This window comes from Mesorhizobium sp. M1273 (genome assembly GCF_040318195.1).
Taxonomy (GTDB): domain Bacteria; phylum Pseudomonadota; class Alphaproteobacteria; order Rhizobiales; family Rhizobiaceae; genus Mesorhizobium.
On the sequence record NZ_JAMYLV010000017.1, the window covers coordinates 32932 to 45844 of the forward strand.

Consider the following 12913-nt stretch of genomic DNA (forward strand, 5'->3'; position numbering starts at 1 on the left):
CAGCCGGGCCCGCCGATGGGCGAGCCGATTGCACCGATCACGGCCAGCGGCCCCTCCGACCGGGCGAAGATCGCGCTTGGCGAGAACCTGTTCAACGATGCCCGCCTGTCGCATGGCGATGTCGTCGCCTGCAGTTCCTGTCACAGGCTCGATCTCAGCGGCGACGACGGTCTGGCCCGTTCCGTGGCGGCGGATGGCAAGCCGCTCGATTTCAACACGCCGACCGTCTTCAATGCGGCGCACGATTTTCGGCTGAACTGGCGCGGCAATTTCCGCACTTTCGAGGAGCAGAACGAGGCAGCCCTGCTCGATGACAGGCTGATGAATACGAGCTGGGAGGAATTGCTGACCAAGCTGCGCTCCAATGCTGAGTATTCGCAGCGGTTCGCGAGGGCCTACGGCTCCATTCCCGACCGGACAAGCGTGCTCGATGCGCTTGTTGTCTTTCAACGGTCGCTGATCACGCCCGATGCCCGTTTCGACCGCTATCTCAAGGGCGAACGCGACGCCATCACGACCGACGAAGAGCACGGCTATCAATTGTTCAAAGCGTATGGCTGCGTCGCCTGCCACCAGGGCGCCAACGTAGGCGGCAATCTGTTTCAGAAATTCGGCATCTTCCAGGATCCCTTCGCTCGCCAGAAGACCCTGACCAAGGCGGATCTCGGCCGCTTCGCCGTTACCGGCGCCGAGAGCGACCGCCATGTGTTCCGCGTTCCCAGCCTGCGCAACGTCGCGGTGACGGCGCCGTATTTTCACGATGGCCGCACCGCATCGCTCGCAGACGCGGTGAAGATCATGGCGCGCAACCAACTCGGCCGGGAGCTCGACCAGCGCGATGCCGATCTCATCGTCGAATTCCTCGGGACACTGACGGGCGAGTATCGCGGCCGGCCGTTGACCAGCGCAGCCGATCGTCTGCAGCAATGAAGTCGCTACGCATCCTGGCGCCGATCGTTGCCTGCCTGCTCATCGCCCTGACCTACCTCCTGGTGCAGGGCACGGCTCCCGATGCGGCGCGCCACGAGCGCACGCTCGATGCGCTCAGGACCGTCATCCTCTATAACGCCGCGCTGCAGCGCGATGTGTTGCGGGCACGCGCGGGGCTGCTGCGCAGCTACGATCCGCTTGTGCGGTCGATCGAGAACCTGGATGAGGCGACGCAGACGCTGCCGGCTGCCCGCGACGCAGCAAGCGGCGAAACACGGGCGGACATCGACAAGCGGATCGCCGAAGTCATCGCCGCGATCCGCGACGAGGAAGCGCTCGTCGAGAGGTTCAAGTCCGATAACGCGCTGCTGCAGAACTCGCTGAACTTTTTCAACTATATGAGCGGTCGTCTCACGAGCGAGGGTGACGGCCTTCGAGCGGTCGAGATAGGAGCCCTGATGGTCGCAATGTCGCGGTTTATCAGCGATCCCCAGCCGGATGCGGCAAAAGCAGTAAACGCCGCACTCGACCGGCTGGCAAGGCCCTCCGTCGATGCCGTGCCTGCAAGCGATGTACTCTCGCTCGTCTCCCACGGCCGGCTTATCGTCACCAGGCTTCCGGCGGTCGACGATCTCGTCGCCCGCCTGCAGACCGCGCCGACGAGCGAGCGGGCTCGCGCGCTGCAGGACGTCTATCTCGGTGCGCATGGGCGGGCCGCGGCGCGGGCCGAACTGTTCCAGACGCTGCTTTATGTCGCCGCGTTGGGCCTCGTCGGCTATGTCGCCTACCTGTTCGCCCGCCTGCGCCGCAACGCGCGGATCCTGCGCGAGCGGCTGGAATTCGAGGGCCTGATCGCCTCGATCTCCACGCAGTTCATCAATCTGCCGCGTGACCGCATCCGCGCCGGCATCAGCAAGGGCCTCGCGCGCCTGGTCGAACATGCCGGGCTCGACGGCGCCCAGATTTTCGTCAGCCACATCGCCGATCCTTCCGGCGGCTACTTCTATCGCCGTCCGGGCGGGAGCAGGCCGGCCCGCCTGTCGAGGGACATGATCGAGCTGGCTTCACGCTGGGCGCTGGCCGACCACGAGCGGCAGGGCTGCATCGACGTTCCCCGCGTCGGCGAGCTTCCCGAGGGGCGGGAGAAGGCATCGCTGCAGGCACACCAGTTTCGATCGTGGCTGTGCATACCGATGTGGCATGCCGGCGAGCGGTTGGGTTTTCTGGCTCTCGATACCGTCACGCACGAAAAGCATTGGGCCGACGACGACATTGCACTGCTGCGCACCGCGGCCGAGATTTTCGCCAATGCCATCGTGCGCGAGCACAACGAACGCGAGCGTGAGGCACTGCAGGCGCGGCTCAATCAGTCGCAACGGCTGGAAGCGATCGGGACGCTCGCCGGCGGCATAGCGCACGAGTTCAACAACATCCTCGGTGCCGTCCTTGGTTACAGCGAGATGGCGCTGGCGGTGCTGCTGAAGGAGTCGCGCGCGCGGCGCTACGTCCAGCAGATCATGCAGGCCGGCAGGCGGGCGCAGGACGTCACCGAGCAGATCCTCGCCTTCGGCCGTCGTCACGAGCGGCAGCATCACGCGCTGCGGGCGGAAGCCGTGGTTGCCGAAGCGATCGACCTGCTGCGCGCCTCGTTCCCCGCCACGCTTTCAGTGCAGACGCGTCTTGCAGCCGCGGATGCGGCGATGATGGGCGATCCGACCGAGCTTCAGCAGGTGGTGATGAACCTCGGCACCAACGCGGCGCAGGCGATGAACAACCGCGGCGCATTGGAAATCGGTCTCGACACGACGGAATTCGTCGAGGCGCGGATGCTATCGCACGGCAACCTGCCTGCCGGGCGCTACCTCCGCCTTGCCGTCAGGGACACCGGCAGCGGCATGGATCAGGCGACGCTCGAGCGTATCTTCGAGCCGTTCTTCACGACCAAGCCGGCAGGGCAAGGCACCGGGCTCGGCCTGTCGACGGTGCACGGCATCGTCATAGCGCACAGAGGCGCGGTCGACGTGAACAGCAAGCCCGGCGAAGGCACGACCTTCGAGATCTATTTTCCGCGGATCGAGGCCGCCGAAGCAACCCAGAACGAGGACGAGAGCGACGCCGCCGAGGTGCCGGTCAAGCATGGCAACGGTGAGACGATCCTCGTCGTCGACGACGACACGCCGCTGATGCAACTTGCGGAGGAAATGCTCGCCGCGCTCGGCTACGAGCCGGTCGGGTTCGACGGCAGCCCCGCGGCTCTCAGCGCATTCCGCACCGATCCGGAACGCTTCGACCTGGTGCTGACGGACGAGGTCATGCCCGACATGACAGGGATCGAATTCTCCGGCCGGTTGCACAAGATCCGGCCCGACCTTCCGGTCGTGCTGATGACCGGTTACGGCCGTCAGCTGCGGCCGCGCCAACTGACGGCGGCCGGCATAAGCGAAGTCATCAAGAAGCCGCTGCTGTCGGCCGCCGTCGCACAATGCCTCGCCCGCCATCTGCATTCAGGCTGATCACGGCCGGCCGGATTTCTTCGTTACAATCGTAACCAAAATCCCATCTGGCTGAAATCGACCCGTAGCCGGGCCAGTCGATGGTCCTCCCGCGCCCAGACCATAATCCCAAAAAACCGGGAACCGGTTTTTTGGGAGGTCATGGTCTCTTGCGGAAGGAGAAATCTTATGGACGCAAACATCACCGAGGTAACGAAACAGGCGAATGACGTCGCAGAACTGTCGCCCGAAAGCCTTATGCAACTCGGCCTCGGCTTCTGGGCATCGAAGACGTTGCTGAGCGCCGTCGAACTTGACCTTTTCACGGAGTTGGCGGCGGGACCCCTCGAAGGGCAAACACTGAGAAACCGGCTCGGACTGCATGAGCGTGGAGCGCAGGATTTCTTCGACGCGCTGGTTGCGCTGCGCATGCTTGAGCGCGAGGGCAACGTCTACTGCAACACGCCCGTGACTGACCGCTACCTTGACCGCAACAAGTCGACCTATGTTGGCGGGATGCTCGCCAGGGCCGGTCAGCTGCTTTACGCGAACTGGGGCTCGCTTACCGACGCGCTCAGGACGGGCAAACCGCAAAACGGCACCCAGGACGGCGAAGATCTGTTCGACATGCTGTTTTCGGACCCGGACAAGGTAAAGATGTTCGCGCAGGCGATGACCGGCGGCAGCCTCCAGGTGGCGGAGGCGCTCGCCCGGCATTTTCCCTGGGCGGACTATTGTACCTTCATCGATATCGGCACAGCCGAAGGCAGGCTTCCGGTCGAGGTCGGCCGCGCCCATCCGCATCTCACCGGCGGCGGTTTCGACCTGCCGCCGATGCGGCCGGTGTTCGAGGCCTATGTGGAGCGGCACGCACTTGCAGACCGGCTTCGGTTTTATCCCGGCGACTTCCTTGCCGAGCCGCTGCCTTCTGCCGACGTGCTGGTGATGGGTCATATCCTGCACGACTGGAACCTGGAGGTGAAGCGCGCGCTGCTGGCAAAGGCCCATTCCGCGCTGCCGAAGCAAGGCGTGCTCATCGTCTACGACCAGATCATCGATGACGAGCGACGGGACAACGCTGCGGGTCTGCTGATGAGCCTCAACATGCTGGTCAACACCAATGGCGGGTTCGACTACACGCGCGCCGACGGCATGGGCTGGATGCGGGAGGCGGGCTTTGCGGAGGTCCGCTGCGAGCATCTCGCCGGGCCTCACTCGATGATCGTCGGCATCAAATAGCAGCGGAGAAGCTGATGACACGAAGAGCTCTCATCGCAATTGCCGCCCTTGGCCTGGCCGCAGCATTCACCGCCGCAACGCTCAACCAGGGTGAGGTCGGCGCGGCGTCCGCGACCGCTTCGATCGAGCACGGTCGATACCTGGTGAAAATCGGCGGCTGCAACGACTGCCACACGCCAGGGTACCTGGAGAAGGCCGGCAACGTTCCGCAGGATCGATGGCTGATCGGCGATTCGCTCGGCTTCAACGGGCCGTGGGGTACGACTTACCCGACCAATCTTCGCCAATTTTTGCGGACCATGGATGAGGACGACTGGGTACAGTTCGCGCGCACGATCGAGACGCGCCCGCCCATGCCATGGTTCAACCTGCGTGCCATGAGCGAGCCCGACCTGCGCGCCATCCACCGATATGTGCTTTCGCTCCCGGCAGACGATACGCCGGTTCCGGACTATGTGCCGCCCGGTCGTCCGCCGAAGACGCCGCATATCGTGTTCGTTCCGCGGGCGCCGAAATCATAGTGGCGTCCGAACGCCGGGCGCAGGGTGGTTCTCCGCTTGCGCGGTACCCCAGGCACGGCGCCTGTTTCAGTCGTAACGCAATTCCCGATTCCGGAAATCACGTTGTAGCACCGATCTCCGATGGTGACGGTCGGGCCCCGGGCGGTCATCAGGCTGCCCAGCGGTCACAAATCCCGGATAAATCGATCATGGAGTCAAACATGTACAATCTGCTTGCCGAACATGCGCCGAAGACCGGCCGTGATCAGAGCCCCATGGATCCGCGTCCCTATGCGTTGGGTTACACGCAAAGCGAATTCAAGCGCCTGGAGCTGCAGGGAGCGCTCATTCACGACCTTACCGAGCATGTCCTGCGCAGTGCGGGCATAGGACCCGGCATGCGCGTGCTCGACATTGGCTGCGGCGTAGGTGATGTCTCCTTGCTGGCCGGAAGGCTGGTCGGACCGGCGGGAAGCGTGCTTGGTGTCGATCGCTCGGCAGAGGCTGTGGACATTGCCGAGCGGCGCGCCACTGAATCCGGCCAGTGTTACTGGACACGTTTCACGACGGCCGAGCTTGATACATTCTCGCCCGACGGGAGCTTCGATGCGGTGATCGGCAGGCTTGTCCTGATGTATCTGCCCGACCCGGCCGCAACCCTGCGCAGGCTTGCCGGTTTCCTGCGGCCTGGCGGCATCGTCGCCGTCCAGGAAATGGCGATGCCGCTCACCCGCAGTTTTCCAGAGGCGCCGCTGTTCGGCAAATGCCGCGGCTGGATCATCGACACGATCGAGCGCGCGGGTTTCGAGGTCGACATGGGTGGCAGGCTGCCCATGGTGTTCGCCGGCGCAGGGCTGCCGGCGCCGCGGATGAACTCCGCCGGCCTCGCCGGCAGCGGACCCGACTCGCCGATCTACGACTATATTGCCGGCACGTTGCGCAGCCTGTTGCCGATGGCCGAGGCAGTCGGTACCGCAACCGCCGCCGAGGTGGAAGTCGATACCCTCGCCGAGCGGCTGCGCAACGAGGCTGTCGAGCAGCAGACGTGCATCATGCTGCCGCCCTTTGTCGGCGCATGGGCGAACACACTGGCATAGAACCGAAGGAAGGACACACGATGCTCGATGCTGCCATCGGCGAGCGCGCGGGACATCTCGTCGACCTGCAACATCGATTTCGCCTGGGAGCCCGACGAGATGCTGGTCTGGCTCAGGGACGAATGAAGCCCGATCGCAGCGCCCGACCGATCTCCTCGGCCACAAGTTCCTGCAACTGCCAGAGATTGCGGTCGCGGATGCCGCAGGCGTCGAGATGGCGAATGGTCTCGAACAGATATTCGGCGCCCGAACCCCAATGGCCGACGGCCGTGGCCAGGGTCGCCGCTATCGCTCGCTTTTCGAGCTTGCCAGCGTAGCGTGGATTGGCGGGATCGACAACGAAACCAAGCGCTTGGCCCGTGCCGTCGCCTGTCCTGACCTGCAGCCAGCGCGGCACGTTGACGGCCGGCAGGATGGTCATCTCGCGGCGCAGCAGCGTTTCGAGATTGGCCGCCACGGGCTCGGCGACCTCGAACACCATGCCCTGGCATTGGCCGCCGCGGTCGAGCGCCATCATCAGGCCGGGCTGCTCGATCGTGCCCCTGAAGCGCTGCACTGTAAAACAGAACGAACGGTGCCAGCCCGTCGCCACGGCCCGTTCGCCACCCCTGACCTCGCCGGCCGGCTTCCACAGCAGCGAGCCATAGGCGAACAGCTTCACCGGCCCGCCCGGCGCGGCGGCCAGCACCTCGTCGCGAATGCGCCCGTAATCGGCATCGGTCATGTAGACCATGCCCGGCGTCGGCCCGGCATCCTCGACCGCCCGCAAGGTGCGGGCGACCAGCGCCTCGGTCAGCGCCATCGGTGTCTTGCGCGGCGAACGCCGTGATGCGGCGGAAATGACCTTGCTCATCCTCATGCTCTCAGCCTTGCCGCCATGTTGCCGAAGGCTGAAGGATTCTCAAGGGCCGAGTACACCAGCGCGGTATCAGGATTCGAACTGTCGTGTACAACAGCTTGACTGGCTTAGTGCGGAGGCTGATCTGGCCGGACGGTGTCGTTGCAGCCGTCAACATAGGGATGGACCGACCACCGGGAGCCGGGCCGGGCCTGTTGCGCCTTGGTGAGCGGATCCTGGGACTGCGCGTAGCCGTCCTGGTAGCCTCGAACGATTTCGTCGATATCGTCGGGCCAGTCGCCGTCCCATGGCCGTCCCAGAATCTGGGCCTGTTGGACCGGATGCAGTTCGTTGTGGCCTTCATGAAAGCTGTCGTGGATGTGTCCGGCATCATAGACCCACCGGCCGGTCACCCCCAGGATTGTCGCTCCGGTTCCGTCGCCCTTGTTGGTCTCGATGCTAGGCAGGCCGGCATCGCTCGGACTAGCGGTGTCCGAACTGCTGAAGGCCGCGCCGAGCAGCGAAGCGAGCAAGGCGAGAAGCGCCAATACGTAGGCGACGACCGCGCCGACGCCCGACATGCATAGCGCCAGCGCTGCCAGGGCGGCGATCAGGGCGAGGATGTTGACGGTCTGCAGGTCATGGATCGATGCCCCTTCGAACTCCACATGCAGCGCCTCTGACTTTACTCCGGTCACCTTGTCCTCCGCCGGGTTCCCCGTGAACAGAAAGCCGTGCGAGGAGGTGATTGCGTTTTCGGCCATCAGATAGCCGAACGGGGCACTGGCGGCGGCAACGGCCTGGGAGACGCCCACCGGGTTGTTCGGCAGCAGCAAATTGAGGCTGTAGTCGGAGTCCAGGCTTCCTGGCCAGGTCTTTTCCGACGGCGGCTCGATGCTGATGACCATGCCGACGATACTCACCGGCTCGCCCAGGCAAACCAGCCGTTTGTTGAGCCACCAGTCGCAATAAGCGAGAATCCACACAATCTCAGTCACCACCAGCGCGATCGGTATGCACCACGGCTCGCCCATCGCGACCACCACCACGACCATCACGGCTGCGAATATGCCGCTGGTAATCGCCGCGCTGATGTACTGGTTGACCGAAATCACCTCGTCGGCGGTCGTGCACTTGGTCCAGGATTTGTCGTCGGTGGCCATCACGGCTCCAAGCTGCTGAGGACGGTCAAGGTGACGCCGCCGCTGGCGCGGTCACCCTCGTCAAACGCATTCAGATTGAGGGCCTGCCGGCCGGTCCAGCCGTCCGGCGGCGTAGCGACCGCCGTGATCGTCACCTGTTCGCCCGGCGCCAGCGACGGCAGGTCAGGCGAAATCTCGACCTTCCAGCCCGGCGGCAGGGGATGAGCTGACGGCAAGTGTGCCGCCAACCGGCGCTTTTGCTCCGCCTTGGCGGTCTCTTCCGTTGGCTGCCGGTCGTCGCGACAGGGGCCGAGCGGCGGAATGGTGTAGGCATCGACGGTGAACCGGTACCGCTGCGGCCGACGGGTAGCGTTGCGCAACTCGAACTGAAATGTTGCTGGCGACTGGGCCAGTCCGACATCGGTATTTTCTTGCCCGAGATTGTTGGCGAAGTTGGCGTCATCGGCCGGGTCGAGCAAAGCTTGCAGGCAATAGTGACCTGCTTGCCGCGGCGTATGCCAGTCGAAGGAGACGAACCCAGGCTGGCTGGCGGATCCGATCACCCCGACCGAGACCGGCCTGGTGGCTATCGGATTCGACACGGTTCCGATGCCAAACGACAGATAGGACAGATGGACCGGCATCTTGACGACGACGGCATCCGGGGAGGCGTTCCAGACGCGAACCCGCACCTCGTAGTCGGTATCCGCCTGCAACCTGCCGGCGGGAACGGGCACACCACCCTGGCGTAGCTCGATATCGGGATTATCCCAGGTGACCGCGAGACCAAGGCCGGTCAGGTAATACTGATCGTAGATCAGCGGGTCAGGCCGGCAGAAAGCAGGGTGATCGATCGGTACGCAATGCGCCCGGGACCCTTTCTGGTCGACCCGGCGGTCGCCCCCTAGCCGCCACCGGCGACAGAAACGGCGAGCCATCTCGATCAGTGCCGGAATCCAGGCGGAGAACAGTGCTCGCAGGATTGCCGCTATTCCTCGCATCGACTTCCCCTCTGAAGCTAACGCAGGGCAACGCTCTGATAACAACGGGATTCGCGCGGCAACAGTGAATTGGCGTGTCAGACGACTGGTGCCGTTTGTACTCTGGTCAGACGAATAAAGCTGGGCTCGAACGGTACGCGGGCTATTTCCGCGCGAAGAAACCGCGCGCGAACTGCACGATGTGCTTGTGGAATGCGAGCGCCAATATTGCGACAACGGCAAGTATGTAGAGAGCTTCGGTCGATCCGTCGCCGCCGTCAGGGGAAATACCAAACCAACTCTCGATGAAATCCATGAACAGATTCCCTCCGCGCAAACTTGCGACCGATGTTCAGCATAGCTCTTCAGCTTGTCCCGGTGTCAAGTAGGGATGCATTGCCATCCACATAAATCCAGTAAAGACCGTTGTGCCGAATTGTCTGCTGCCGAATTGTCTGCTGTTTGTCGATAAACCTGAGAATTTGCCTAAAGATTGCTAAAAAATTGTCGCGGCTTATTGATGCACAACTGAAGGAAAGCTTTGTATCTCGGTCATTTCCGGGTCATTTTGTCGATCATGTGCGAACGATCCAGTCAATGATGGGGTGTCGCCAAACAGGTCCGGACTTGTGCATGGACAGTACGCGGCCCACCACGATCAGAAACGCGGGGTAGCCTGAAAAGCAGCCCGGCATGGCTCATTGGACGCCATTCGGCGGTCGTCTGGCCTGGTTTCAAATGTAGTCAGCTCTCGAACGTGCCCCGCGGAGTCGTCACGCTGTCGGCTGTTGACAGGAAAGAGGCGTTTGAAAAATCACCGGCGGTCGAGGCAGCAAAAGTCACCATGCCGTATTTCGCCCGGGACACCACGATTCCGGCGAGATGCTGGTCTGGATCAGAGCGTCCTGACCGGCAAGCTATCGTACCGGCCGGGCCTTAGCTGGGCCGGCCGGTACGCTTGCCGGTCTGACGAGGGCCGCCGTCAAGCAGCCGGTCGAATGTTTTGGTTCACCCGGAAGAGGTTGTTCGGGTCGTATTTCTTCTTCAGCGTAGCCAGGCGCTCATAGTTGTCGCCATAAGCCGCCTTGAGCCTTGCATCGCCCTCGTCATCCATCATGAAGTTCAGGTAGGCGCCACCCAGATCGAACGGATGCACGGCCTCCCAGTAGGCCTTGGTCCAGCGCGTCACCGGGCCCGCTTTCTGTGGGTCCGGATCGATCCCGGCGATGACCATCGACCAGGTCGCATCACGGTAATTCCAGGGTGTCTCGTCTTTGCCGACGCGATGGACCGCACCATCGATCGGGTAGAGATGCATGAGCGATAGCTCGCTCGGCGTCTTCGCCGCCTGCTCGAGATGGGCGTCGATCGCCTCGTCGGACAGCGTCTTGACGAAATCGCCCCGCCAGTACCACTGCATTCCCTTCGGGTAGAGCCCATCGAACATGCTCTGCACCGCGGGATAGGGCATCGTTCCCATCCAGTTGAACCAGGGCGCGGGCAGCGCATCGAGCAGCGGGGCCAGCGCCTCTCTGCCCTTTTCCTCCGGGCCGTTGTAGCAGCACATCAGCAGACACATCCGCTTTCCCCAAAACTCTTCTGGGAAGGGTGCGCTCGACAGGACGGTCTTGAGCCCGAGGAAGATCCCGAGTTCTTCGGGCGCGTTCGGCAGGAACTCGCGATAATGCTGCATGATGGTGCGGGCGTGGCGCTGATCCCATGCGATCGGCCCCGCAAAGACCATGCTGACCCGGTGGAGCCTGAACACAAAGCTGGTGACGATGCCGAAATTGCCGCCGCCGCCGCGAAGCGCCCAGAACAGGTTGGGGTTCCGCTCCTTGCTGGCGGTGACGAAGCTTCCGTCGGCAAGCACGACATCGGCCTCGACCAGATTATCGATGGTCAGGCCATATTTGCGCGTCAGATAGCCATGGCCGCCGCTCAGCGTCAGTCCGGCGACCCCGGTGGTCGAGATGATGCCCGCCGGTACGGCCAGGCCAAAGGCATGGGTGGCATGGTCGAGGTCGCCCTGAGTGCAGCCCGGGCCTACCCGCGCCGTGCGGGCATCCGGATCGACGCGCACGCCGTTCATCGCCGACAGGTCGATCACCAGACCGTCGTCGCAGCTCCCCAATCCTGGTCCATTATGGCCGCCGCCACGTACCGCAACCAGCAAATTGTTGTCGCGGCCGAAATTCACCGCTGTGATTACATCGGCGACGTCGACACAGCGGGCGATGATCAGCGGCCGCTTGTCGATCATGCCGTTGTAGAGCTTGCGGGCTTCGTCATAGCGGGCGTCGCCGGCGCGGATGACTTCGCCTCGCAGGCTTGCTGCGAATTTGGTGATGTCTTCATCGTTCATGACATTCCTCCCTGTTATTGGACCTGTCGGCCGGCCGATGAAACGCTAATCCCGTCCGCTGTTCCCGCAAATGTCACATCGTCCATTTCTGTTGCCCGATCGTTCAGAGTAGGATTAGACCGGATGGATAGTTGCTCGGGCGGCCATATTGCCGGATAGTTCGAGATGCCTGGCGGAAAAACTCGTTGTCAAAGGGAGTAGCCGATCGTTTCCGGAGGTGTAGTGCATGGATGTCCTTTCCGATGTGCTCCGAGCCGTTCGCCTCACCGGGGCGATCTATTTCGACGTCGACGCCAGCTCTCCCTGGGTTGGCGAGTCGCCGGGCACGGCCGACATTGCCGCCGCCGTCATGCCGGAGGCAGAGCACATCATTTCCTTTCATGCCGTGATGTCGGGCTCGTGCTGGGCCGCGCTGGGAGACGATTCGGTGCCGCCGGTGCTCGTGAACGCCGGTGATGTCGTTGTCTTCCCCGGTGGTGTTCCGAACGTGTTGAGCTCCTCGCCGGGGGCGCGGGGCGAACCCAATATGGCGATGTATTATCGGCCGATAGACGAGAGCCTGCCGTTCGCGGTGATCCATGGTGGCGGCGGAGACGAGCGGACCCGGTTCATTTGCGGGTATCTTGGCTGCGATGCACGTCCCTTCAATCCTCTCCTGGCCGCATTGCCGGCCATCCTGTGTGCCCGCAAGCCCGCCGATGGAAGCAGCTGGGTTATCGACCTTTTTCGGCTGGCGCTGGCCGAAGGTGGCAGTGGGCGGGCGGGCTGTGAGACGATACTCGCCAAGCTGAGCGAGCTGATGTTTGTCGAGATCATCCGCCGCCATCTCGAGACCCTGCCCGACGATTCGCGCGGCTGGCTGTCAGGCCTACGGGATCCACATGTCGGCGAGGCGCTCCGGCTCATCCACGCTCGCCCCGGGGAGGAATGGACATTGGACCGGCTCGCCCGCGAAGTAGGGCTCTCGCGCACGGCGTTTGCGAGCCGCTTTACCCACTATGTCGAGGTCTCTCCCATGCACTATCTTGCTCGCTGGCGTCTGCAACTGGCAGGACGCTTGCTCGAACGCCCCGAAATGAGCATCGCGCAAGCGGGTGCCGAGGTCGGCTACGAGTCGGAAGCCGCCTTCAATCGCGCCTTCAAAAAGTTCGTCGGCATTCCACCTGGCACCTGGCGAAAGGGACGGTCGGCGTTGCTCGAGGCTCAGAGATTGCCCGCTGGCGTCGTGCAATAGGAAAGAACTGGCAGGGCGTTGACGCTTCGGTCCGCGTGCAGCGTCCCAATGCTCGAAAGCCCCTAGCACAAAGCGGTAGACGATGACCGGCCGCCG

Annotated in this window: 11 protein-coding genes; 6 read left to right on the forward strand and 5 right to left on the reverse strand. The window is 63.3% G+C overall.

The window, feature by feature from the left end; all coding sequences use genetic code 11:
- Positions 1-15: 15 nt before the first annotated feature.
- The 5 genes from NKH30_RS19040 (at position 16) to NKH30_RS19060 (ending at position 6258) form a co-directional block, all read left to right on the forward strand.
- Positions 16-930 (forward strand): cytochrome-c peroxidase, encoded by a 915-nt coding sequence (locus tag NKH30_RS19040; RefSeq protein ID WP_352996580.1) that lies wholly within the window; start codon positions 16-18, stop codon positions 928-930.
- The gene (locus NKH30_RS19045; protein WP_352996582.1) at positions 927-3443 is read left to right on the forward strand and encodes a two-component system VirA-like sensor kinase; all 2517 of its coding nucleotides are present in this window, start codon (positions 927-929) and stop codon (positions 3441-3443) included. Before NKH30_RS19040 ends, NKH30_RS19045 begins: the two co-directional genes overlap by 4 nt.
- A gap of 168 nt (positions 3444-3611) precedes the next feature.
- Complete coding sequence (locus NKH30_RS19050) at positions 3612-4661, forward strand: methyltransferase (protein ID WP_352996584.1); 1050 nt, start codon at positions 3612-3614, stop codon at positions 4659-4661.
- Positions 4662-4675: 14 nt separating this feature from the next.
- Entirely contained in the window at positions 4676-5182 is a 507-nt protein-coding gene (locus NKH30_RS19055) for a hypothetical protein (RefSeq protein ID WP_352474406.1), read from the forward strand.
- Positions 5183-5370: 188 nt separating this feature from the next.
- Positions 5371-6258, forward strand: a complete 888-nt coding sequence (locus NKH30_RS19060; RefSeq protein ID WP_352474404.1) for a class I SAM-dependent methyltransferase — start codon at positions 5371-5373, stop codon at positions 6256-6258.
- Positions 6259-6370: 112 nt separating this feature from the next.
- Here the strand turns inward: NKH30_RS19060 and NKH30_RS19065 are convergent, their stop codons facing one another.
- From NKH30_RS19065 to NKH30_RS19085, 5 genes are all read right to left on the reverse strand, one after another.
- Complete coding sequence (locus NKH30_RS19065) at positions 6371-7111, reverse strand: gamma-glutamylcyclotransferase (protein WP_352873252.1); 741 nt, start codon at positions 7109-7111, stop codon at positions 6371-6373.
- 113 nt (positions 7112-7224) lie between these two features.
- A complete protein-coding gene (locus tag NKH30_RS19070) occupies positions 7225-8259 on the reverse strand; it encodes a hypothetical protein (protein WP_352541565.1) in 1035 nt (344 codons plus the stop codon).
- A complete protein-coding gene (locus NKH30_RS19075; RefSeq protein ID WP_352771568.1) occupies positions 8259-9239 on the reverse strand; it encodes a hypothetical protein in 981 nt (326 codons plus the stop codon). The genes NKH30_RS19070 and NKH30_RS19075 overlap by 1 nt, the downstream gene beginning before the upstream one ends.
- 142 nt (positions 9240-9381) lie before the next feature.
- Positions 9382-9534, reverse strand: a complete 153-nt coding sequence (locus NKH30_RS19080) for a hypothetical protein (RefSeq protein WP_352474399.1) — start codon at positions 9532-9534, stop codon at positions 9382-9384.
- 666 nt (positions 9535-10200) lie between these two features.
- Positions 10201-11583, reverse strand: a complete 1383-nt coding sequence (locus tag NKH30_RS19085) for an FAD-binding oxidoreductase (RefSeq protein WP_352541563.1) — start codon at positions 11581-11583, stop codon at positions 10201-10203.
- A gap of 226 nt (positions 11584-11809) precedes the next feature.
- On the opposite strand from NKH30_RS19085, the gene NKH30_RS19090 reads away from it, so the two are divergent.
- Positions 11810-12817, forward strand: coding sequence for an AraC family transcriptional regulator (locus NKH30_RS19090; protein ID WP_352926185.1), 1008 nt, complete (start codon positions 11810-11812; stop codon positions 12815-12817).
- The last annotated feature ends 96 nt before the right edge of the window (positions 12818-12913 follow it).

What these genes read in the sequence shown, in the direction of transcription:
- NKH30_RS19040 (WP_352996580.1), top strand. Translation starts at nt 16, where the DNA reads ATGGGCGAGCCGATTGCACCGATCACGGCCAGCGGCCCCTCCGACCGG.
- NKH30_RS19045 (WP_352996582.1), top strand. Translation starts at nt 927, where the DNA reads ATGAAGTCGCTACGCATCCTGGCGCCGATCGTTGCCTGCCTGCTCATC.
- NKH30_RS19050 (WP_352996584.1), top strand. Translation starts at nt 3,612, where the DNA reads ATGGACGCAAACATCACCGAGGTAACGAAACAGGCGAATGACGTCGCA.
- NKH30_RS19055 (WP_352474406.1), top strand. Translation starts at nt 4,676, where the DNA reads ATGACACGAAGAGCTCTCATCGCAATTGCCGCCCTTGGCCTGGCCGCA.
- NKH30_RS19060 (WP_352474404.1), top strand. Translation starts at nt 5,371, where the DNA reads ATGGAGTCAAACATGTACAATCTGCTTGCCGAACATGCGCCGAAGACC.
- NKH30_RS19065 (WP_352873252.1), bottom strand. Translation starts at nt 7,111, where the DNA reads ATGAGCAAGGTCATTTCCGCCGCATCACGGCGTTCGCCGCGCAAGACA.
- NKH30_RS19070 (WP_352541565.1), bottom strand. Translation starts at nt 8,259, where the DNA reads ATGGCCACCGACGACAAATCCTGGACCAAGTGCACGACCGCCGACGAG.
- NKH30_RS19075 (WP_352771568.1), bottom strand. Translation starts at nt 9,239, where the DNA reads ATGCGAGGAATAGCGGCAATCCTGCGAGCACTGTTCTCCGCCTGGATT.
- NKH30_RS19080 (WP_352474399.1), bottom strand. Translation starts at nt 9,534, where the DNA reads ATGGATTTCATCGAGAGTTGGTTTGGTATTTCCCCTGACGGCGGCGAC.
- NKH30_RS19085 (WP_352541563.1), bottom strand. Translation starts at nt 11,583, where the DNA reads ATGAACGATGAAGACATCACCAAATTCGCAGCAAGCCTGCGAGGCGAA.
- NKH30_RS19090 (WP_352926185.1), top strand. Translation starts at nt 11,810, where the DNA reads ATGGATGTCCTTTCCGATGTGCTCCGAGCCGTTCGCCTCACCGGGGCG.